General features: G+C 60.2%; 17 protein-coding genes. All 17 read left to right on the forward strand.

Annotated elements, in window-relative coordinates; translation table 11 throughout:
- The first annotated feature begins 92 nt into the window (after positions 1 to 92).
- Positions 93 to 1,550 (forward strand): NAD-dependent succinate-semialdehyde dehydrogenase, encoded by a 1,458-nt coding sequence (locus tag F3I20_RS08245; RefSeq protein WP_150037515.1) that lies wholly within the window; start codon positions 93 to 95, stop codon positions 1,548 to 1,550.
- Between the two features lie 446 nt (positions 1,551 to 1,996).
- Complete coding sequence (locus F3I20_RS08250; RefSeq protein ID WP_150037514.1) at positions 1,997 to 3,466, forward strand: aldehyde dehydrogenase family protein; 1,470 nt, start codon at positions 1,997 to 1,999, stop codon at positions 3,464 to 3,466.
- Positions 3,467 to 3,493: 27 nt separating this feature from the next.
- The gene (locus F3I20_RS08255; protein WP_150013771.1) at positions 3,494 to 4,162 is read left to right on the forward strand and encodes a haloacid dehalogenase type II; all 669 of its coding nucleotides are present in this window, start codon (positions 3,494 to 3,496) and stop codon (positions 4,160 to 4,162) included.
- A gap of 9 nt (positions 4,163 to 4,171) precedes the next feature.
- A complete protein-coding gene (locus tag F3I20_RS08260) occupies positions 4,172 to 5,449 on the forward strand; it encodes an NAD(P)/FAD-dependent oxidoreductase (protein WP_150037513.1) in 1,278 nt (425 codons plus the stop codon).
- Between the two features lie 81 nt (positions 5,450 to 5,530).
- Positions 5,531 to 7,138, forward strand: a complete 1,608-nt coding sequence (locus F3I20_RS08265) for an ABC transporter substrate-binding protein (RefSeq protein ID WP_150037512.1) — start codon at positions 5,531 to 5,533, stop codon at positions 7,136 to 7,138.
- 25 nt (positions 7,139 to 7,163) lie between these two features.
- Complete coding sequence (locus F3I20_RS08270) at positions 7,164 to 8,120, forward strand: ABC transporter permease (protein ID WP_150013777.1); 957 nt, start codon at positions 7,164 to 7,166, stop codon at positions 8,118 to 8,120.
- On the forward strand, positions 8,117 to 8,968 hold the full coding sequence (locus F3I20_RS08275; RefSeq protein WP_013358371.1) for an ABC transporter permease: 852 nt from the start codon (positions 8,117 to 8,119) through the stop codon (positions 8,966 to 8,968). Before F3I20_RS08270 ends, F3I20_RS08275 begins: the two co-directional genes overlap by 4 nt.
- Complete coding sequence (locus F3I20_RS08280) at positions 8,965 to 10,629, forward strand: ABC transporter ATP-binding protein (RefSeq protein ID WP_150013779.1); 1,665 nt, start codon at positions 8,965 to 8,967, stop codon at positions 10,627 to 10,629. Before F3I20_RS08275 ends, F3I20_RS08280 begins: the two co-directional genes overlap by 4 nt.
- 138 nt (positions 10,630 to 10,767) lie before the next feature.
- The gene (locus F3I20_RS08285; protein WP_150037526.1) at positions 10,768 to 12,099 is read left to right on the forward strand and encodes an NAD(P)/FAD-dependent oxidoreductase; all 1,332 of its coding nucleotides are present in this window, start codon (positions 10,768 to 10,770) and stop codon (positions 12,097 to 12,099) included.
- 11 nt (positions 12,100 to 12,110) lie between these two features.
- The gene (locus F3I20_RS08290) at positions 12,111 to 12,953 is read left to right on the forward strand and encodes a GNAT family N-acetyltransferase (RefSeq protein WP_150013781.1); all 843 of its coding nucleotides are present in this window, start codon (positions 12,111 to 12,113) and stop codon (positions 12,951 to 12,953) included.
- Positions 12,953 to 13,879, forward strand: coding sequence for a 2-hydroxyacid dehydrogenase (locus tag F3I20_RS08295; RefSeq protein ID WP_150013783.1), 927 nt, complete (start codon positions 12,953 to 12,955; stop codon positions 13,877 to 13,879). The genes F3I20_RS08290 and F3I20_RS08295 overlap by 1 nt, the downstream gene beginning before the upstream one ends.
- A 1-nt stretch (position 13,880) precedes the next feature.
- Entirely contained in the window at positions 13,881 to 15,014 is a 1,134-nt protein-coding gene (locus tag F3I20_RS08300; protein WP_150013785.1) for a M20 aminoacylase family protein, read from the forward strand.
- 113 nt (positions 15,015 to 15,127) lie between these two features.
- Positions 15,128 to 16,444 (forward strand): 4-aminobutyrate--2-oxoglutarate transaminase, encoded by a 1,317-nt coding sequence (gabT, locus tag F3I20_RS08305; protein ID WP_150013787.1) that lies wholly within the window; start codon positions 15,128 to 15,130, stop codon positions 16,442 to 16,444.
- A 165-nt stretch (positions 16,445 to 16,609) separates the two neighbouring features.
- Positions 16,610 to 17,122, forward strand: a complete 513-nt coding sequence (locus F3I20_RS08310; RefSeq protein WP_010247853.1) for an Lrp/AsnC family transcriptional regulator — start codon at positions 16,610 to 16,612, stop codon at positions 17,120 to 17,122.
- A gap of 254 nt (positions 17,123 to 17,376) precedes the next feature.
- On the forward strand, positions 17,377 to 17,823 hold the full coding sequence (locus tag F3I20_RS08315) for a GNAT family N-acetyltransferase (protein WP_033783466.1): 447 nt from the start codon (positions 17,377 to 17,379) through the stop codon (positions 17,821 to 17,823).
- Positions 17,824 to 17,841: 18 nt separating this feature from the next.
- Complete coding sequence (locus tag F3I20_RS08320; protein ID WP_150037511.1) at positions 17,842 to 19,887, forward strand: hydantoinase/oxoprolinase family protein; 2,046 nt, start codon at positions 17,842 to 17,844, stop codon at positions 19,885 to 19,887.
- Position 19,888: 1 nt separating this feature from the next.
- Positions 19,889 to 21,847, forward strand: a complete 1,959-nt coding sequence (locus F3I20_RS08325; RefSeq protein ID WP_150013791.1) for a hydantoinase B/oxoprolinase family protein — start codon at positions 19,889 to 19,891, stop codon at positions 21,845 to 21,847.
- Positions 21,848 to 21,907: the final 60 nt, after the last annotated feature.

The raw sequence follows: 21,907 nt of genomic DNA on the forward strand, positions 1-21,907 counted from the left end.
AACTCTTTAACTGACCTTTCTGACCCCGCACAACAACATCCTGCGCTGACCCGGCGCGATAAAGTGGAATCAGCTGACCACAAGGGGATGTTATGTCGCGATTACAACTTAAAGACAGCGATCTGTTGCGCCAGCAGGCGCTGTTTGCCGGAGGCTGGCAGGATGCACATCAGGGTGCCACGCTGCCGGTTACCGATCCCGCCACGAGCGAAACGCTGGCGACTATTCCGGCGCTGGGCCGTGCGGAAACAGAGCAGGCGATAGCCTATGCGGAAACGGTACGCATCAGCTGGGGCAAAACCACTAACGCCAGCCGTGCCGCACTGCTGGAAAAATGGCATCAGCTGATTATTGAACATGCTGATGACCTGGCAATCATCATGACTGCCGAGCAGGGCAAACCGCTGGCGGAAGCCAGAGGTGAAGTACTCTACGGAGCCAGTTTTGTGAAATGGTTCGCGGAAGAGGCGCGCCGTATCTATGGCGACACCATTCCTGCGCCCAGCGATGACCGGCGCATTCTGGTGCTGAAACAGCCGGTAGGCGTTGCCGCCGCCATCACACCCTGGAACTTCCCGATTGCGATGATCACCCGCAAGGTGGCCCCCGCGCTGGCCGCCGGATGCCCGATTATCGTCAAGCCTTCTGAATTAACGCCGCTCTCGGCGCTGGCGCTGGCAGTACTGGCAGAGCGTGCCGGTTTCCCGTCAGGCGTATTACAGGTACTCACCGGCCTGCCTACGGAGATTGGCGCGGCACTGACTGGTAGCCGTACGGTACGTAAAATCTCCTTTACCGGCTCGACCCGCATCGGGCAGTTATTAATGCAGCAGAGCGCTGACAGCATCAAACGTCTGAGCCTGGAGCTGGGCGGCAACGCGCCGCTGATCGTGTTCGATGATGCCGACATTGAGATTGCGGTCGCGGGTGTCATGCTCAGCAAGTTCCGCAACGCCGGGCAGACCTGCGTCTGCGCCAACCGCATCCTGGTGCAGCGCAATATCTATCCGCGCTTCACCGCGCGACTGCTGGAGGCGGTCGCCACCCTGAAAGTGGGTGATGGCTTTGCGCCCGACAGCACCATTGGTCCGCTGATCAACCCCCGCGCGGTAGAGAAGGTGAATGGTCACATCGATGATGCACTCAGCCAGGGGGCCACGCTGCTGGTCGGCGGCATCAGCCAGGGCAACGGCACCTTTGTGCAGCCCACGGTGCTCGGCGAGGTCACGTCCAGCATGCGCATCGCCCATGAAGAAACATTCGGTCCGGTCGCGCCCCTGTTTATCTTTGATAATGAAGAAGAGGCGATCGCGATGGCGAATGACACGCCTTACGGCCTGGGCGCCTACTTCTTTACCGAAAATATCCGGCGTGCCTGGCGGGTGGCGGAGGCGCTGGAGTTTGGCATGATCGGCTTTAATACCGGGGCGATTTCTCTTGAAGTTGCTCCCTTTGGTGGCGTGAAACTTTCCGGTATTGGCCGGGAAGGATCCCGCTACGGAATTGATGAATATCTGGAACAGAAAACGTTTCACATTGGCAGTCTGTAATTAAATATGACCAAAACGTCAGCCGGACGATCTGGCTGGCGTTTTTTATGCCTGACGCACAGAATTATTTCCACGGCGTCAAATAATCCACTTTAAAAAGTAAAGAATTTATCCGGGATGTGAGGCCCGTCGGTAAATGGGTGTGTCATGAACGCAGAAATGAGCAGCCTGAGCCGGAATATCCGCTTTGGTGCAATTTCCGTGCAGGTTGCACCAGCAGGGCGCATAAATTTTGTGAAGTAAATCATCTGTTTAATTGTTCGGCAAATCCGCAAAAATTACCCCGGCAATACGGCAGAAAATTTTTTTGCGCTGTTTTAAACGCATTTTTATTTTTTGTCCGGCTGGCATACTTTCTGCATTAGCTTATTAACAGCGCAGAAATCGCCAGTTAAAAACGCTAATAAGCCAGCAACTGATGGGTGTTACAAATAAGGAATTCTTCCATGTTAAGTTTCGACCCTGAAAAAGTTTCTCTTCCGGCTGGCCATTATATTGGCGGCCAGCACTGCCAGAGCCAGGGCGCAGCCTTTGAGGTTAAACGTCCCTCTGATGGCAGGGTCTATGCCGCGCTGCAGGACGCCACGCCGCAGGATGTCGATCGTGCCGTCACCGTCGCGCATCAGGCGCTGAAAACCAGCGGCTGGTCTGGTTGTCCGCCGCGTGAACGCGGACGGGTATTGCGTCGCTGGGCGGATTTGATTGAGCAGGACGCGCTGCTGGCTCAGCTGGAAGCGCTGGGCTCAACGCGACCCATCAGCGACGTGGTGCTGCATGAAATTCCGTTTACCGCCGAGGCGATTCGCTTCTATGCCGAATGCGCCGACAAATACAGCGGCGATCTCTTTCCCACCCGCGACAGCAGCCTCGGCATGCTGATTGCGGAACCCTATGGCGTCATAGCTGCGATTACCCCGTGGAATTTCCCGCTGTCGATGGCGTCGTGGAAATGCGGACCCGCGCTGGCAGCAGGCAATGCGGTGGTGCTGAAACCCTCTGAACTGACCCCGTTTTCGACGGTGCGCATGGCCGAACTGGCGATTCAGGCGGGCCTGCCAGCGGGCGTACTGAACATTGTGCAGGGCAGTGGCGCGGTGACCGGCAGCGCGCTGGTGAAACATCCACTGGTGCGCAAAGTTTCGTTTACCGGCTCGACCCTGACCGGCGCACGCATTATGAGTGATGCCGCACAGCACGGCATGAAACCGGTGACGCTGGAGCTGGGCGGCAAAAGCCCGCAGCTGGTGTTTGATGATGCGGGTGACCTTGAGGTGCTGGCTCAGCGCATTCTGCGCGGCTTCACCGCCAACGGCGGTCAGGCGTGCGTGGCGGGCACCCGTCTTATTGTGCAGCGCAACATTGCCGATCCGCTGGTTGAGCGACTGGCCCAGCTTTGCCGGGAAGTGAAACCGGGCGTCACCTGGCAGGAGGGCAGCCGCTATGCGCCGCTGATCGATGAACGTCAGGGCAACAAAGTCTGCTCGGTCATTGAAGCCGCAAAAGCGCAGGGCGCAGAGGTGCTGGTGGGCGGAGAGCGCTTTGCTGACACCGACAACGGCTGGTTCTGGCAGCCGACGCTGCTGAGCCATGTATCGCAGGATAACCCGGCGGTGCAGCAGGAGATCTTTGGCCCGGTGCTGACGGTGCAGACCTTTGATGATGAAGAGCAGGGACTGGCGATGGCTGCGCACGACACCTACGGTCTCTGCGCCGGTGTCCACACCCTGAGCCTGCCGCGCGCGCTGCGGGCGATGCGGGCGATTGACGCAGGCACCGTCTGGATCAATCGCTATGGCCGCTCCGGCGACTTCATCATTCCCACCGGCGGTTTTCTCGGCTCCGGCATAGGTAAAGATTTAGGGCGTCAGGCGTTTCAGGCCTGCCAGCGCCAGAAGAGCGTACTCATCGATTTCTAAGCGCAACTGACAAGACGAGGGTGTTACATGGCACTGTTTAAACCGAAATTCATCACGTTTGACTGTTACGGCACGCTGATTCGCTTCGATATGGCCGGTGCGGCAGAACGCTGTTTCAGCGACCGCGTCGATCCTGAAGCCATGCACGCCTTCACCACCGACTTTGCCAGCTACCGGCTGGATGAGGTGCTCGGCGCATGGAAACCTTATTACGACGTGGTCAGCAATGCCATCCAGCGCACCTGCAAAAAGTGGGGCGTTAAGTGGGACAAAGCCGACAGCGACTTCATTTACACCGATTGCGCCAGCTGGGGGCCGCACCCCGACGTGCCGGCCGGGCTGGCGAAAGTCGCAAAAGAATTTCCGCTGGTGCTGCTGACCAACTCGATGAAAGACCTTATCCCGCACCATATACCGCGTCTGGGTGCGCCCATCCACATGACCATCACGGCGGAAGAGGCGGGTGCCTACAAACCGCAGATGAAGGGCTTTGAGTACATGCTGGATAAGCTTGGCTGTGGCCCGGAAGAGATCCTGCACGTCTCCTCCAGCTTCCGCTATGACCTGATGACCGCCTACGATCTCGGCATCAAAAACAAAGTCTGGGTTAATCGCGGTCATGAACCGGCGAACCCGTACTACCAGTACACCGAAATCAAAGATATCGGCGGCCTGCCTGGCGTCGTCGGACTCTGAGGACCCCCCATGAAACTGGAATCGTTCTGGCAGGCCACGGCTCCCGCCTTTACCGGTGCTGCCCGCGAACCGCTGCCCGCCCAGGCGGACGTGGTGGTGATTGGCGGCGGCTTCACCGGCGTCTCGGCAGCCCTTAACCTGGCGCGCAGCGGCATCAGCGTGGTGCTGCTGGAGAGTGGCGACGTCATGAGCCAGGCATCGGCGCGCAACGGCGGTCACTGCAATACCGGTGTGGCGCAGAACTTCGCCTCGCTGGTGGCGAGTCAGGGGCTGGAGCAGGCCAGCCGCTTCTACCGGGCATTTGACGACGCGGTGAGCTACGTCCAGCAACTGATCCAGGATGAAGCGATCGACTGCGACTTCCGGCTGTGCGGCAAACTCAAGCTCGCCAGCAAAGCGTCGCATGTCGCCGGGCTGCGGGAGGCGTATGAACTGATGCGTCGCACTGTGGACCCCGAGATCGAACTGCTCGACAAAACGGCGGTGCGCGACGAAATCGCCAGTGACAAATTCCACGGCGGCCTGCTGCAGAAGCGTGGTGGTCAGATGCACATGGGCAAGTTTGGCATCGGGCTGGCTGAGGCCGCCGCCCGCAGCGGGGCGAAAATTTACCCGCACCATGCCGTGACGAAGCTGGAACGTCTGAAGGGCTATCAGCACCGGATTCACACCGCGCAGGGCACCCTTCTGGCGGATAAAGTGCTGATGGCGACGGGCTGCTCCAACGTCGGCCCTTTCCCCTGGTTTCAGCGCCGCATTGTGCCGGTCGGCAGCTTTATTGTGGTGACGGAAGCGCTCGACCCGGCGCTGCTGCGCCAGGTGCTGCCCCATAACCGAACCTACGTGACATCGCTGAATATCGGCAACTACTTCCGCACCACGGCCGACAGCCGGCTGGTGTTTGGCGGGCGGGCGCGGTTTGCGGTCAGCAACCCGACATCTGATTCGCGTAGCGGCGAGATCCTGCATCACGCGATGACGCAGATGCTGCCGCAGCTCGGCCAGGCAGAGGTGGATTATTGCTGGGGTGGCATGGTCGATATGACCGCCGACCGTCTCCCGCACGCGGGTGAACAGGATGGCCTCTTCTATTCGCTGGGCTACAGCGGCCACGGCACGCAGATGTCGGTGTGGATGGGGCGGGTCATGGCCGATCTGCTGGCCGAAAAGCGCACTGAAAATCCCTGGCAGCGTGATGCATGGCCCGCGCTGCCCGGTTATCACGGCAAGCCATGGTTTTTACCGCTCGCAGGACTCTATTACAAAGCAAAGGATCGCCTTTCTTAACGTCCCGTCGGGTGCTGGCCGCCAGGTTGCCAGCACCGCCAGAACATGATCCCGGTTCGCCTGACTATTGAGGGTAGAGAGATGAGTAAATTTGATAATAACGACGCTGATGCGGTAAATCCGGCACTGACGCGCATGATCACCGAAGGCTCGCTGTCACGTCGCAGCCTGATGAAGATTCTTTCCGCCGGTGCGGTGATGAGCAGCGGGCTGGTGGGCTTTTCCGGTGCGGCACTGGCGGACGACAAGCCGGTCAAAGGCGGTAAACTGCGGGCGGCAATGTCGAATGCCTCCGCCACCGACACGCTCGATCCGGCTAAAAGTAACAACAGCGCGGACTACACCCGCCAGTTCATGTTCTACAGCGGTCTGACCGAACTGGACAAAAACCTGATGGCGCAACCGGCGCTGGCCGAATCAGTGGAATCCAGCGACGGTATCACCTGGCATATTAAACTGCGCAAGGGCGTCACCTTCCATGATGGCAAACCCCTGACCGCTAAAGATGTGATCTTCTCGCTCAGCCGCCACAAAGATCCGGCCATCGCCTCAATCGCCTTTAAGCTGGCCGATCAGTTCAAAACTTTCAGTGCGGTCAATGATAACGAGGTACAACTGGAGCTGAACAGCGCCAACTTTGACGTCCCTTACATGCTGGCGACGCCACCGTTTTTGATTGTCAAAGACGGCACCACCGACTTCAGCAAAGGCATCGGCACCGGTCCGTTTGTCTGCAATACCTTTATGCCAGGCACGCGCACCATCGGCACCAAAAATCCCAATTACTACAAGCCCGGCCTGCCGCATCTGGATGAGGTGGAGCTGATCGGCGTCACTGACAACGCGGCGCGTGTCAATGCCCTGATGTCGGGCGATCTGCAGATGGTCTCCACCCTGAGCGCCGCGGACTGCAAACGCATTAAAGCCAGCAGCGAGTTTGGCATACTGGAGAGCAAATCAGGCATGTACACCAACCTGATTATCCGCACCGACATGAAGCCGGGTAACAACGAGGATTTTGTGCTGGCGATGAAATATCTGCAGCCGCGCGAAATGCTGGTGAAAACGGTACTGCAGGGTTACGGCGACGTCAGTAATGACACGCCGGTGCCGCCATGGCATCCGCTTTACAACGCCGACCTCAAACCGCGTCCGCTCGACGTAGAAAAAGCGAAGTTCCACATTAAAAAAGCGGGCATGGCTGGCGCTACAGTAGAGATCATCACGACGCCCAACATTGAAGGCGCGAACGAAGGTGGGCAGATGATCCAGCAGATGGCGCGCGGGGCAGGGCTGAACATCAAAGTGCGACGCGTGCCGTATGACGGCTACTGGTCTTCGCACTGGATGAAAGATCCGGTGGGATATGGCTCGATAAATCCGCGTCCGACGCTCGACATGCTCTTCTCACAGTTTTATCTCTCTACCGCACCGAATAATGAGTCGGGCTGGAAAAATCCGCAGTTTGATCAGCTGGTGGTCGCCGCGCGCGGAGAACGCGATCAGGCAAAGCGCAAGCAGATGTATGGCGACATGCAGACGCTGATTTATGACCACTGCGGCACGATTATCCCGACCTTTATCAGCTCCACCGATGGCTACAACAAAAAGGTCAAAGGGGTCGAGGCCTGGCCGTCGGGCATGATGATGGGCTATCGCTTCCATGAGTTTGCGTGGCTGTCAGCCTGATTTTATCTGAGTAAGGAGTTCGCCGATGAACCGATACATGCTGTTCCTGATTGCCCGGCGCATTGGTGCCGGCATCCTGACGTTGCTTATCGTCTCGGCGGTGGTGTTTTTCATCACCAGCCTGCTGCCGGGTGACGCGGCGCAGATGATCCTCGGCCAGAACGCCACGCCGGAAACGGTGTCGGCGTTACGGCAGCAGCTGGGGCTCGATCAGCCTTTACTGGTGCGCTATCTCCACTGGCTGACGGGTATGGTGCAGGGTGACTTTGGCATCTCGTTTGCCAGCCATCTGCCGGTCTCGCAGCTGGTAGCGCAACGCATACCCGCCACCTTTGAACTGGCGGGCATCACCACGCTGATCTGCGTGCCGCTGGCACTGATTATCGGCATTATCGCGGCGATGAATCGCGGTTCCCGGCTTGATCGGGCGCTGGTTATCGGCACCATGGCGACGGTGGCCGTGCCGGAGTTCCTGGTCGCGACCGTGGCGGTGCTGATCTTCGCCGTGAAGCTGCACTGGGTATCGGCGATGTCGTTCGGCAGTCCGGACAGCGACCTGCTGAGCTACCTCAAAGCCTATGCGTTGCCGGTGCTGACGCTCTGCTGCGTGCTGGTGGCGCAGATGGCACGCATGACGCGGGCCGCCATTATCAACCAGCTCGACAGCCCTTACCTGGAGATGGCGCTGCTGAAAGGGGTATCGCCACTGCGTGCTGTGCTGCGTCACGCGCTGCCTAACGCGGTCGGACCTATCGCCAATGCGATTTCGCTGAGCCTCTCCTACCTGTTTGGCGGGGTGATCATCATCGAAACCATCTTCAGCTATCCCGGTCTGGCCAGCCAGCTGGTGGATGCGGTCAGTAACCGCGACCTGCCGGTTGTGCAGCTCTGCGTGATGCTCTTCGCCGCCTGCTACCTGGTTCTGCTGCTGGCGGCCGACATTCTGACTATCGCCTTTAACCCGAAATGGAGAAGCGCATGAATACTCTCTTGTTGCCCTGGCGTTTCTTACAGTCGCTCTCCTGGTCAGGTCGGCTGGGTCTGATCATGTCGCTGTTCTGGCTGCTGATGGCGGTGTTTGGCACGCCACTGGCCCCGCACAGCATTGATGACATCGGCGGTGGCCCGCTGATGGGCGGCATGACGGCCGATAACCTGCTGGGGACCGACTACCTGGGGCGCGACATGCTGAGCCGGATTCTTTACGGCGCGAAGTTCTCCATCGGCCTGGCACTGAGTGCGGCGCTGCTGGCCAGCCTGATTGGCACGCTGCTGGCACTGCTGGCGGCGGTAACGGGACGCTGGCTGGAGGAGCTGCTGGGCCGCGTCAACGATGCGCTGCTGGTGCTGCCTGGCAAAGTGCTGTCGCTGATGATTGTCGCGGTGTTTGGCTCCTCACTGCCCATGCTGATCCTGACGGCGGTATTCACCTACTGGCCGGGCGCATTCCGCATCGCGTTTGCCATGGCCAGCTCGCTGCGCAGCATGGATTACGTCCGGGCGTCACGGCTGCGGGGCGAAAGCCGCTGGTACATCGCCATTCACGATATCCTGCCTAACATGGTGCATCCGATGCTGACGGACTTTGGCCTGCGCTTTGTCTACATCGTGCTACTGCTGAGCGGCCTGAGCTTCCTCGGCCTGGGGGTGCAGCCGCCGTACGCCGACTGGGGCACGCTGGTACGTGAAAACATGCAGGGACTGTTTGATGGCTCGCCCGCGGTACTGATGCCCGCGCTGGCGATTGCCAGCCTGACCATTGGTGCCAACCTGTTTATTGACAGCCTGCAGGCGATGCGTCCGATGACGCTGGCGAAGGAGGGAGCATGAACGTGACACCACATACCGCTATGCCGGTGATTTCGGTGGATAAACTGCGCGTCACCGCACAGACCGATCGCGGCGAAGAGATCGACCTCGTGTCTGACATTCACTTCACGGTGCAGAAGGGCGAGGTGCTGGCGCTGATTGGCGAATCCGGCTCCGGAAAAACCACCATTGCCATGGCACTGATGGGCTATGCCCGCAACGGCTGCCGCATCGCTGAGGGCAATATTCACGTTGCCGGCACCGACGTGAACAGTCTGACGCCTGGCCAGCTGCGCGCGTTTCGCGGCAACAAGGTCGCTTATATCGCGCAGAGCGCCGCGGCGTCATTTAATCCGGGCATGAAGATCCTCGACCAGGTGATTGAGCCAGTGGTTATTCACGGCACGATGACCCGCAAAGACGCGAAAGCCAAAGCGATCGGCCTGTTCCGGGAGCTGGCGCTGCCCAATCCCGAAACCATTGGCGACCGGTTCCCGCATCAGGTATCGGGCGGTCAGTTACAGCGTCTGATGACGGCGATGGCGCTGATTGGCGACCCTGACGTGGTGATCCTTGATGAACCCACGACCGCACTGGATGTGACCACCCAGGTGGAAGTGCTGAAGGCGTTTCGCCGCGTAGTGGTGCAGCGCGGCGTCACCGCGATTTACGTCAGTCACGATCTGGCCGTGGTGGCACAGATGGCTGACCGGATTCTGGTGCTGCTGCGCGGTAAAATGGCGGAGTATGGCAGCACCGCGCACCTGATTGGCGCGCCGCAGGCGGAGTACACCCGGCTGCTGATGGATGCAGCGCGGCAGAAAGAGCGGCCCAGCAACTGGTGTCCGGCCGCCGCCGATATTCAGCCGCTGCTGGAAGTGCGTGATCTCAATGCCGGTTATGGCCCGCGCGACAGCGACGGCCAGCCGAAAATACGCATTCTGGAGGAGATTAACCTTAAGCTGTGGAAAGGCCAGGCGATTGGCATCATCGGCGAGTCTGGCTCGGGTAAAACGACGCTGGCCCATGCCATTGCCGGTCTCAACGCGCCGAGCCACGGGCATATCCTGTTTAACGGTCACTATATTGCCGGCGATATGCAGAAACGCCCTGACAACGAGCTGCGGCGCATTCAGTATGTCTTTCAGATGGCGGATACCGCGCTGAATCCGGCCCATAGCGTTGAGCGCATCCTGTCGCGACCGCTGACGCTGTTTCATGGGCTGAGCGGGGCGGCCCGACAGCAGCGACTTTATCAGCTGCTGGATCTGGTGCAGCTGCCGCGCAGCGTGCTGTGGCGGCGTCCCTGGGCGCTCTCCGGTGGTCAGAAGCAGCGCGTCAACCTGGCACGTGCGCTGGCAGCGGAGCCGGACCTGATTTTGTGTGATGAAGTGACTTCTGCGCTGGATACCGTGGTCGCTGCCGCCGTCCTCGACTTAATCAGCGAACTGCGCCGCGAGCTGGGACTCTCTGTGATCTTCATCAGCCACGACATGCATGCGGTGCGCGCGGTGTGCGACGAAATTGTCGTGATGAAAAGCGGTCGCATCGTTACCCAGCTGGCACGCAATGACTACGACAAGCCGACCAGCGAGTTGTATTTCGAGCGGCTGAAACGCGCGGTACCGGAGCTGCGTCAGGGCTGGCTGGATGAACATGAAGAGATTTTAAAAGCGGAGTGAGTGGCCGCTGAGCCTTACGGGCAACTGAATTTATCCGTCTGCGCAGTACTGATGTGCAAGGCAGGCGGCGTGGGTCAGCGTACAGCGGCGATGTCGCACTGCGCCAGACCCGATACTGACAACAGAGGTCATTGTGTTATGCCCGCACCGATTCGTTATGTACAGGACAGTGCTGACTTTCCCGATTCCGCCGATGTGGTGGTGATTGGCGCTGGTATCGCCGGTGCCGCCGCCACCTGGGAGCTGGCGAAGCTGGGAGTTAAGGTGGTGTTGATTGAAAAAGGGCTGGTTGGCGCTGAGCAGTCGAGCCGCAACTGGGGCTGGTGCCGCCAGCAAAACCGCGATGAGCGTGAGTTGCCGCTGATTATCTATGCGCTGCAACGCTGGGGTGAACTAGGTGAAGAAACCGGTGAAGAGCTGGGTTTCCGCCGCAGCGGCCTGGTTTACGCCACGCAGGAAGAGTCGGATATCGCGGCCTGGGATAAGTGGAACCAGATGGCAAAAGGCTATGGCATGCGCAGTTCGATTCTCACAGCAGAGCAGGCCAAAGCGATGACGCCCGGCAGCACCACAAACTGGCTGGGCGGTCTCTCGTCGCCCACAGACGGTCACGCCGAGCCGCGCCTGGCTGCACCGGGGCTGGTGGCGGGCGCGCAGAAAAAAGGCGCACTGCTGTTTCAGCAGTGCGCAGTCCGCGGGCTGGATATCGCCGCAGGTCGGGTCAGCGGCGTCTGGACCGAACGCGGTCTGATCAAAACCAGCCGGGTTATCTGTGCCGCCGGGGCCTGGACCTCCATGTTCTGCCGTCGTCACGGCATCGACCTGCCGCTGGGTAACGTGATTGGCACCGCCTTCCGCACTCAGCCCATTGAGCAGGCGATCGCCATGCCGCTCTACACGCCGGGCTTTGCCTGTCGCCCACAAATTGACGGCAGCTATACCGTGTCCGTTTCGGGTCGCGGACGTCTGGAGCCGGGCGCGCAGGGGCTGCGCTATGCCCGCCAGTTCTATCCGACCTTTAAAAGTCGCCGCAAAAATCTGACCCTGAATCTCGGCCTGTCGCCGTTCTTCAACGGCCCTGAAGCGATGGGGGGCTGGTCATTTGACCGCGAGTCGCCGTTTGAGCGGATGCGCATTCTCGATCCGGCTGCCGATGCAAAAATCGTGGAAGAGGGGTTGGCGGCAATGCGGCGTGAATATCCGGCGCTGGCGAATCTCCGGCTGGCGCAGTCGTGGGGCGGCATGATTGACAGTACCCCGGACGCGATTCCGGTGATTTCAACCGTGGCGAAACTGCCGGGGCTGGTGCTCTCGGCGGGTTACAGCGCCCACGGCTTCGGTATCGGGCCGGGAGCCGGACGACTGGCGGCTGACCTTGCGACCGACGCCACACCCATCGTTGATCCGACCCCTTACCGCTACAGCCGTCTGGTTGACGGCAGCGGACTTGACACGCCAGGCATGATGTAAGGAGAACGCGAATGAGCCTGACCATACGCGCAATGACGCCAGATGATATTGAAACGTGTTTCACCTTAACCCAGGTGCTGAACTGGCCCCATCGCCGTGAAGACTGGCAGCTGGCGTTACAACTGGGCGAGGGCACGGTAATAGAAGAGCAGGGCAAACTGATTGGCAGCGCTGTGCTCTGGCGCTGGGGTGACCGTGCCGCCACGGTGGGACTGGTGATTATCGATAACCAGCAGCAGGGACGCGGCCTCGGCAAGCAGCTGATGCTGGCGCAGCTGGAAAAACTGCCTGATTACAATGTGCGTCTGCACGCCACCGAAATGGGCAAAGGGCTGTATGAGAAGCTCGGTTTTGTGAGCTGTGGTGAGATCCGCCAGCACCAGACGCGTGCCCTGACCACGCTGCCAGAAGTGGTGATCCCCGCGGGGCTGAAACTGCGCCCGGCGACAGCAGCCGATCATGGCACGCTGGTGACGCTGGATCAGCAGGCACACGGCATGCATCGCCCGGCGCTGATTGAGCATCTGCTGCGCGACTGCCAGACAGTGATTTTAGAGGATGCGCAGCAGCAGATTCAGGGCTTCGCCAGCCTGCGCCGCTTTGGTCACGGCTGGGCGATAGGCCCGGTGATCGCAGCAGACTTTCCGGCCGCTCAGGCACTGGTCGCCTCGCTGATGCAGTCGCTGCAGGGTGAATTTCTGCGCATCGACACCGACGCCGCGCTGCCGATGGCGGCCTGGCTTGAAAGTCTGGGTATTCCTCAGGTCGATGCGCCCACCACCATGGTGCGCGGCACGCCCTGGACGCCGCAGGGTATGCAGGCGTTTGGACTCATGACGCAGGCGATGGCCTGATGCATATCGTCTATAAATCGGAGCCGGAACGAGGCCGGATCTGGCAGCGCTGGCTGGCGGAACATTCGCCTGATATTCAGCTGCATCTCTGGCCGGAGACCGGTGATCCGGAGCAGGTTGAAGCGCTGGTCGCCTGGCAGCCTCCCGCTGACATTCCGGCGCTGTTTCCCCGGCTGAAACTGCTTTTCTCGGTGGGGGCAGGTGCCGACCAGTTTGACTTCAGCGCGCTGCCGCCCGACCTGCCGGTAATCAGAATGATCGAGCCGGGCCTGACGCAGGGCATGGTGGAATATGTCACCTTCGCGGTGCTCGGTCTGCATCGCGACATGCCGCGCTATTTCCATCAGCAACACCAGCAGCAGTGGCTGCCTCATGCAGCTATACCTGCCGGGCAACGTCGGGTCGGCGTGATGGGGCTGGGCAAACTGGGTCAGGCCGCGTTAGCGCAGCTGGTGGCGCTGGGCTTTGACTGCGCAGGCTGGAGCCGCACACCGCGCGAGTGCCCCGGTGTCCGCTGCTGGCACGGCGCAGATCAACTCGCTGACTTTCTGGCGCACAGCGAGATTCTGGTCTGCCTGCTGCCGCTGACCGACACCACCCAGGGTTTGCTGAATCAGTCTCTGTTCAGCCAGCTACCGCACGGCGCGGCGCTGGTGCAGGCCGGGCGCGGCCCGCAGCTGAATCATGACGATCTGCTGCGGGCACTGGAAGGCGGTCAGCTGCGTGCCGCCGTCATTGACGTCACCGATCCGGAGCCGTTACCGCCGGGCCATCCGTTCTGGCACCATCCCGCTATCTGGCTGACGCCGCACATTGCCAGCCAGACGCAGAATGAGAGTGCCATTGCGGCCCTGCTGGAGAACCTGCGGCGCTATCAGCGTGGCGAGCCGCTGCACGGTGAGATTGACCGTTCGCGAGGATATTAAGATGGAACATTTAGTGGCACTGCGCCGCGACCTGCATGCGCACCCGGAGCTGGGTTTCCAGGAGCAGCGCACCAGCGACATCGTGGCGAACTTTCTGCACCAGCTGGGCATCGAGGTGCATCGCGGCATGGGTAAAACCGGCGTGGTCGGGATACTGAAGAAGGGCAGCAGTAAACGCATGATTGGCCTGCGCGCCGACATGGATGCGCTGCCGATGCAGGACCAGGGCGGCACGGAATGGCAAAGTCAGGCAGAGCAGGTGAGTCATGCCTGTGGCCACGATGGTCATACCGTGATGCTGCTGGGTGCCGCTGAAAAACTGGCACGGGACGTCAGCTTTGACGGCAACGTCTGCTTTATCTTCCAGCCTGCTGAAGAGGGAATGGCGGGTGCAAAAGCGATGATCGACGACGGTCTGTTCAGTCGCTTTCCCTGTGAGGCGGTCTACGCCATTCACAACTGGCCGGAACTGCCGCTCGGTCAGGTACAGACTCGCCCTGGCCCGATTATGGCAGCAGCCGACCGCTTTGATATCCGGGTGCTGGGCGGCGGTGGTCACGCCGCGCAGCCTCACCTGACGCGTGACACTTTGCTGGCGACCAGCGAGCTGGTGGTACAGCTCAATACGCTGGTTTCTCGCGCCCTGGATCCGTGCGAAACCGCGCTGCTTACCGTCACACGGATGCAGGGCGGCTTTTCACACAACATGATCCCGGCCGAGGCGAGTATCACCGGCACGGTGCGTACCTTTAGCCCGGCGGCGCAGGATACGATTGAAGCACGGCTTCGCCAGATGGCAGAGCACGTCACGGCGGCTCATGGGTTGCACGCAGAAGTGAGCTATCAGCGTTACTACCCGGCGACGATGAACAGCGCGACGGAAGCGCAGTTTTGCCTTGAAGCGCTGACGCAGGCAGGCATCCCGGCTGACGCCGCGGCCAGACCCGCGCTCACCTCGGAAGATTTCGCTTTTATGCTTCAGGCGCGTCCCGGTGCCTATCTGTGGCTGGGATCGTCGCCCTGTAAGCCATTGCACCATGCCGCATATGACTTTAACGATGCGCTGATCCCCCATGGCGTTAACGTTTTTGTCGCGCTGGTACGCCAGGCACTGGCAGAGAAATTTCCCTGCTGAATGCAGCGGGATTTTGACAGGAAATGCCGCTGCCTCGGGAATTACGGCAGCGTGAGAAACCAGCGGGTTGCGATACTTGAGCCAACCGAACGTTACGTGGATGAGGGTTTAAAATGCAGAATGTCATGGCAGAGCAGCAAGCATACTCCGATAACAGCCTGTTACTGGATGCACGCGAGCAGAACGTGCCGCGCGGTGTAGTGACCGCCCATCCGCTGGTGATTGAACGCGCCAGAGGCAGTGAAGTGTGGGACGTTGAGGGCAATCGCTATCTTGACTTTGTTGGCGGTATTGGCGTGCTGAATGTCGGCCACAATCACCCGGCGGTAGTCAATGCAGTGACCCGCCAGCTTGGTCTGGTGTCACACGCCTGTTTTCAGGTGGTGGCCTATCCGGGCTACATCGAGCTGGCGCAGCGGCTGAATAAACTGGTGGGCGGCGATGAGGCGTACAAAAGTGTCTTCTTCACCAGCGGTGCCGAAGCGGTGGAAAATGCGGTGAAAATTGCCCGCTCACACACCCAGCGCCCCGGCATCATCGCGTTTGATGGCGCGTTTCATGGCCGCACGCTGCTGGGCGTCACCCTGACCGGCATGTCCGCGCCGTACAAACAGAACTTTGGCCCGTTCCCCGGCGACATCTATCGTCTTCCCTTCCCGAATCCACTGCACGGCGTGACGGAAGCGGACTGCCTGAAGGCGCTGGATCAGCTATTCGCGGTGCAAATCCTGCCGGAGCGTGTGGCGGCGATTATCATTGAACCGGTTCAGGGCGATGGCGGCTTCCTGCCAGCCGGGCCAGCCTTTATGCAGGCGCTGCGTCGCATTACCAGCCAGCACGGTATTCTGCTGATTTGTGATGAAGTGCAGTCCGGCTTCGGACGTACCGGCACGATGTTCGCCTTCCAGCAGCTGGGTATCAAACCGGATTTAATCACTCTGGCAAAAAGTCTGGGCGGCGGTCTGCCCATTTCCGGCGTAGTCGGTCGGGCGGCGATCATGGATGCGCCCACGCCTGGCGGGTTAGGCGGCACCTATGGCGGCAACGCGCTGGGCTGTGCGGCGGCGCTGGCGGTGCTGGATCTGTTTGAGCATGAGAACCTGCTGCAGCGTTCCTGTCAGCTCGGTGAACAGCTCAATGCCCGTCTGCGACAGCTGGCGGATAAATATGCCTGCATTGGTGACGTGCGCGGCGTGGGCTTTATGCAGGCGGTGGAAATCCTCGATTTCGAAACCGGCCGTCCCGATGCGGCGCTGACCCAGAAGATCCTCGACAGCGCCTGTCAGGAAGGGCTGCTGCTGATTAAGTGCGGCCTGCATCGGAACACTATCCGTTTCCTGGCACCGCTGGTTACCACCGACTCACAGCTGGAAGAGGCGCTGCATATTTTCGATATTGCGCTGGCCCGTGCCACCGGGCGGCTGGGTTAAACCCTATTCCTCATTGATTTTGTTGGATTAATTTGAAAATCTCCCGCTGGTATAACCACTGCGAAGCGCTGGCGCGTTTGCAGTAAAGCATGTTATATCTTCGGGAGGTTCTGAACATTTGATTGCGCGCCTGGCCCAACAGGCTCTGACAATGAGGGGGGTGCTATGAACGGCTTAATGAAACTCGACCGCATCGACATCAACATCCTGGTGCAACTCCAGAAAGATGGCCGTATCAGCAACGTTAACCTCGCCGACGCCGTAGGCCTCTCGCCCAGCCCCTGTCTGCAACGGGTCAAACGTCTGGAACAGGCCGGTTTTATCACCGGTTATGAAGCGCACATTAATCTCACCCGCATCACCGATTCAGTGACCGTCTTTACCGAAGTCACCCTGTCCGGCCATCGCCGCGAAGATTTTATGAAATTTGAAAGTGCGATGCGCGACGTCGATGAACTGATGGAGTGCCATCTGATCACCGGCGGCTATGACTATCTGCTGCGCTTTATTACCCGCAGCATTGAACATTACCAGGAAGTGATTGAGAAGATGCTCGACGCGCAGATCGGCATCGATAAGTACTTCAGCTATATCGTCATCAAATCCCCCATCATGAAAAGCAGCGTGCCGTTGCGATCGCTCATCGGCAAACATAATTCGGTCGAATTCGGCGTATAACGGGCGGTCGCCCCTCGCCACCTCCCCGGTGGAGAGGGCGGCCACACGCATTGTTTCTGTCTGCTGTTCACCTCAACTAACGTTGCTCACAGACGGTCCTTCCTTTTGCCCTTTAACCTTTGCGATTTTTCCCTCAGCATAAAATTTTTTCCCTGCCCAAAATTCAGTCGCTCTGTCCGGTTTTGTCGCGTGCTACGGCCTTAATCGTTGAGCGAAGCCTTTTACACTGAATTCAACCGATACAAGGAGTTGTCATGGACTCATTACAGATTGCTGACCAGCAGTGGCAGCGCGATGCGTTCACTGTCTCTACCGATCGCCAGCGGCTCGATCTGGCCTGGATCCACATCCAGCTGGCGGAGAAGTCCTACTGGGCCAAAGGCCAGCCGGAAGCGAAAACCCGGCGGGCGATTGCCGGTTCCCTGCCGTTTGGCCTCTATCACCAGCAGGCACAGATTGGCTTTGCCCGACTGATCACCGACTACACCCGCTTTGGCTGGCTGTGCGACGTGATGATTGATGAAAACTGGCGTGGTCACGGACTGGGTAGCTGGCTGGCGACCTGTGTTCGTGAACACCCGGAGCTGCAAACGGTGCATCGCTGGATGCTCTCAACCCAGGATGCGCATCAGGTCTACCAGCGGCTCGGCTGGCGTGTGGTGCAGCATCCCGAGACGCTGATGGAATTTCCCCCTTCCTGACACTGGAGTTAACCCGATATGCGATACCGCGTTGGCGTGGATATTGGTGGTTCCTTTACCGATTTCGCCGTGCTCGATCAGCAAACGAACCAGATCCACACCCTGAAGGTCCTGTCGCGACCGGACAAGCCCGGCAGCGAAATCTTAACCGGGCTGGCGCAGTTTCAGCAGCAGCAGGGCATTGATCCCGCTGAGATTGGCTACTTCACTCACGGTACCACGGTAGGCATCAACGCGGTGATCCAGCGGCGCGGCGTGCGGCTGGCGCTGTTTGCTACCGAGGGCTTCTGCGATGTGCTGGAGCTGGCCCGGCTGAAAATTCCGCATATCCACGACCTTTTCTCACGGCGTGCAGCACCGCTGATTACCCGCGACAGGGTGTTTGCCATCCGCGAACGCAGTGACGCGCAGGGCAACATACTGCAACCCGTGGATCGCCAGAGCGTGCTCAACGCTATCGATCAGGCACGCGCCGCCGGCTGTCAGGGCATTGTGGTCTCGCTGCTGCACAGCTATCGCAACCGACACAATGAAGCGGCGGTAAAAGCGATTATCGATGAGGTGGCACCTGAACTGCTGACCTCCTGTTCCGCCGACATCTGGCCGATCATCCGCGAATATGAACGCACCATTACCGCCACCATCAACGCTTACGTGCAGCCGATGGTGATCCACTACCTGGAATCCTTTGAGCAGGCACTGCAACGGCTTGGCGTGAAGCCGCCGCCGCGCATCACCAAATCCAACGGCGGGGTCATGGGCGTCGACCAGGCGAAGCGCGAATGTGTGCAGATGGTGCTCTCCGGCACCGCCTCCGGCGTGATTGGTGCCAGTTACCTCGCCAGCGCCTGCGGTTTTGACAAAATTCTCAGCCTGGATATCGGCGGTACCAGCGCCGACGTGGCGGTGATCATCGACGGCAAGGTGGCGCAGGGCAACGGCGAGATCATCGGGGATTTCCCGATCTTTATTCCTTCCGTCGCTGTGACTTCGGTGGGTCAGGGCGGCGGCTCGCTGGCGTGGATTGATGGGCAGGGCGTATTGCAGATGGGGCCGGACAGCGCCGGTTCGCTGCCGGGCCCGGTCTGCTTCCAGCGCGGCGGCACGCAGCCGACCGCCACCGATGCCTTTGCCGCCTGCGGCATGATGGGCCATGGCGCACTGGGTTATGACGCGGTGACGGTGGATGTCGCCGCCGCCTGTGCCGCCTGGCAGCCGCTGGCGGATGCGCTCGCGATTTCGGTCGAAGAAACCGCCGAAACTGCTATCCAGCTGGCCATCTCCAGCATGTACAGCGACACCAGCGGCCTGCTGTCACGCTTTGGCCTCGATCCCCGTGAATTCTGGTTCCTGGCCTTTGGTGGCGCGGGACCGATGATGGGCTGTTTTCTCGCTCGCGAACTGAACATGAAAGGAGTAATCGTGCCGCCGACGCCGGGCGTGCTCTCCGCGCTGGGCGGGCTGGTAGCGGACATCCGTAACGATTTTATCCGCACACTCTACGGCGATCTGACGCCTGCGCTGGCCGACACCTTAGCCAGTGAAGCCGAAGCCTTGCAGCAGCGCGCCTGCGGCTGGCTGACGCAGGAGCACGGCAGCGACATGTCCTACAGCCTGCAGTTCAGCGCGGATATGCGCTATCGCGGTCAGTCTTTTGAGATCGACGTGCCGCTGGAGGCGATCTGGCTGACACAGGCGGACTTTGCTGCGCTGCATGACGCCTTTGATCGTCAGCACCAGCAGCTGTTTGGTCACTGCGACCCGCAGGCGCCCGTGCAGCTGATCAACCTGCGGCTGGTCATCGCCTCGCCGACGCCGAAACCGGTACTCAATACACTTCCCTCCGCCACAGCACCCGTCCCGGTGCTGAAACAGACCAGAGCCTGGATCGACGGCGGCTGGCATCAGGTCGATTTAGTGCTGCGCTCTGTGCTGCGCGCCGGACATCAGCTCAGTGGCCCGGTCATCATCGCCCAGGACGACTGCACCACCTGCGTGCCGCCCGGCATGGGCGTCACGGTCGACTCATTCGGTAATCTGCTCATCACGGCGAACGAGGCATAACATGGCGATTGACGGACGTAACTTACAGATCCTGGCGAATTACTGCGCCGCCGCGGCCGATGCGATGGCCTTTACGCTGATGCGCACCGCGCACTCCACCTTCGTGAAAGAGACGGAAGACTTTTCCTGCCAGATCGTCAGCCGCAGCGGGCTGGCATTTGCCTCGCCGCGCAGCTTCGGCGCGCCCTGGTACAGCGGCATCGACTATGCGCCGGTGCTGGCGCTGATAGAGGAGTACGCCGAGGGCGACATCTGCATCACCAACGACGCCTATGCCGGCAACGTGGCGACTCACTCGCCCGATATCCACATCTGGAAGCCAGTGTTCCATCAGGGCGAAATCGTCTGCTTCGTGGTGGGTCACATTCATAACACCGACGTCGGCGGCGCAGTGCCCGCCTCGCTGTCGCGTGCGCTGACCGATATCGTGCAGGAGGGGATCCGCATCCCGCCGCTGAAGATCATGCAACAGGGGCAGCTCAACGAGGAGGTTGCCAGCATTATGCGGCTCAACGTCCGGGTGCCGGACCAGAACTGGGGCGATTTTAAGGCGCAGCTGGCGTCGGTGAACGTGGGCGAGCGCAAAATCCACGACATCATTACCCGGTTTGGCATTGATGATTTTTTGCAGGGCATTGAGGGCATTCTCGATTACGCCGAAGCGCAGGCGCGCACGATTATCAGTACCATTCCCGACGGTGAATACTTTTATGCCGACTACGCCGATGAAGATGGCGAGGGCGGCTATCCCTGCCGCATCGCCATTACGCTGCGGGTGCAGGGCGATCGGCTGGAGCTGGACTATACCGGCAGCGATCCGCAGCTGGCGTCGTCGCTGAACATGCCGACCGGCGGGCGCGAGCGGCATCCGCTGGCGCTGGTGGGCGTCACCTATGTGCTATCAACGTTGGACCGTTCGCTGCTGCTTAACGCCGGTACGCTGCGACCCACCCGGGCAATTCTGCCGCCAGGCACGGTGATGAACTGCGAAGCGCCTGCGGCGGTGGGGATGCGCTCGCTGACCTGTGCGCTGTCGCAGATTGCAACGATTGGCGTTTTTTCGCTGGCGATGCCAGACCGTCTGCCCGCGAATTCACCGGGCGGCAACTCGATCATGAACATCCGCACCCAGACGCACAACCGCAGCGTGGTCGCCTCACTGGGTCCGGTGGGCGGCGGCGCAGGTGGCACGCCGCGTCATGATGGACCCGACGGTTCCGGCGGGCTTTCCGCCTTTCTGAAAAATACCCCGATTGAGATCAACGAAGCGGAAGTGCCGATTCGCTTCCATCGCTACGGCCTGGCGCAGGACAGCGCCGGTGCCGGTCGCTATCGCGGCGGCTTAGCCACCGAAATGGCGTTTGAAATTTTCGCCCCCAATACCACGATCACCGCGCGCAACCGTAACCGGTCAGTGTTTGCCTCGGCGGGTGTAGTGGGCGGGCAGAGCGGCGCGCTGTCGACCTTCCGTACCCGGCGCAACGGAGAGGTTATTAATCACGGTAACACCGATGTGATCCACTGCCAGCCGGGTGATGTGGTCGACGTACGCGGTCCCGGCGCGGGCGGTTACGGCCTGCCATCGCAGCGTAATAGTGAGGCGGTCATGCAGGATGTGCGCTGCGGCTATCTCAGCGTGGCGGCGGCCAGGGCGCAGTATGGGGTAGTGGTCGTGGATAACCGCGTGGATCGTGAAGCGACAGAACGCCTGCGTGCCGACATGCCACAGCAGCCTGCGCACCATTTTGAGCATGGTGAAGCACGCCAGCGCTTTGAAACGCTCTGGACGCCTCAGCGTTATCGGTTACTGACGACTTTTCTGGCAACCGCGCCGGTGAGCTGGCGTCACTTCCTGAAAACCCAGGTATTCCGTGCCGTGGAGGAGACAGGCGAAACGGCGGATATGGCGCAAATATTCAGTGATTTGCGTCAGCGATACCCGGCAATGGCCAACAGTTAACGGCGATGGCTCATCGTCTACTACGCTTTAAGTCTGTAAGGACAACGAGGGGAAACGCGA

Source organism: Candidatus Pantoea gossypiicola (genome assembly GCF_008632075.1).
Taxonomy (GTDB): Bacteria; Pseudomonadota; Gammaproteobacteria; order Enterobacterales; family Enterobacteriaceae; genus Pantoea; species Pantoea gossypiicola.

Excerpts from the sequence above, each read along its gene's own strand:
- F3I20_RS08245 (WP_150037515.1), top strand. The coding sequence starts at position 93 with ATGTCGCGATTACAACTTAAAGACAGCGATCTGTTGCGCCAGCAGGCG.
- F3I20_RS08250 (WP_150037514.1), top strand. The coding sequence starts at position 1,997 with ATGTTAAGTTTCGACCCTGAAAAAGTTTCTCTTCCGGCTGGCCATTAT.
- F3I20_RS08255 (WP_150013771.1), top strand. The coding sequence starts at position 3,494 with ATGGCACTGTTTAAACCGAAATTCATCACGTTTGACTGTTACGGCACG.
- F3I20_RS08260 (WP_150037513.1), top strand. The coding sequence starts at position 4,172 with ATGAAACTGGAATCGTTCTGGCAGGCCACGGCTCCCGCCTTTACCGGT.
- F3I20_RS08265 (WP_150037512.1), top strand. The coding sequence starts at position 5,531 with ATGAGTAAATTTGATAATAACGACGCTGATGCGGTAAATCCGGCACTG.
- F3I20_RS08270 (WP_150013777.1), top strand. The coding sequence starts at position 7,164 with ATGAACCGATACATGCTGTTCCTGATTGCCCGGCGCATTGGTGCCGGC.
- F3I20_RS08275 (WP_013358371.1), top strand. The coding sequence starts at position 8,117 with ATGAATACTCTCTTGTTGCCCTGGCGTTTCTTACAGTCGCTCTCCTGG.
- F3I20_RS08280 (WP_150013779.1), top strand. The coding sequence starts at position 8,965 with ATGAACGTGACACCACATACCGCTATGCCGGTGATTTCGGTGGATAAA.
- F3I20_RS08285 (WP_150037526.1), top strand. The coding sequence starts at position 10,768 with ATGCCCGCACCGATTCGTTATGTACAGGACAGTGCTGACTTTCCCGAT.
- F3I20_RS08290 (WP_150013781.1), top strand. The coding sequence starts at position 12,111 with ATGAGCCTGACCATACGCGCAATGACGCCAGATGATATTGAAACGTGT.
- F3I20_RS08295 (WP_150013783.1), top strand. The coding sequence starts at position 12,953 with ATGCATATCGTCTATAAATCGGAGCCGGAACGAGGCCGGATCTGGCAG.
- F3I20_RS08300 (WP_150013785.1), top strand. The coding sequence starts at position 13,881 with ATGGAACATTTAGTGGCACTGCGCCGCGACCTGCATGCGCACCCGGAG.
- gabT (WP_150013787.1), top strand. The coding sequence starts at position 15,128 with ATGCAGAATGTCATGGCAGAGCAGCAAGCATACTCCGATAACAGCCTG.
- F3I20_RS08310 (WP_010247853.1), top strand. The coding sequence starts at position 16,610 with ATGAACGGCTTAATGAAACTCGACCGCATCGACATCAACATCCTGGTG.
- F3I20_RS08315 (WP_033783466.1), top strand. The coding sequence starts at position 17,377 with ATGGACTCATTACAGATTGCTGACCAGCAGTGGCAGCGCGATGCGTTC.
- F3I20_RS08320 (WP_150037511.1), top strand. The coding sequence starts at position 17,842 with ATGCGATACCGCGTTGGCGTGGATATTGGTGGTTCCTTTACCGATTTC.
- F3I20_RS08325 (WP_150013791.1), top strand. The coding sequence starts at position 19,889 with ATGGCGATTGACGGACGTAACTTACAGATCCTGGCGAATTACTGCGCC.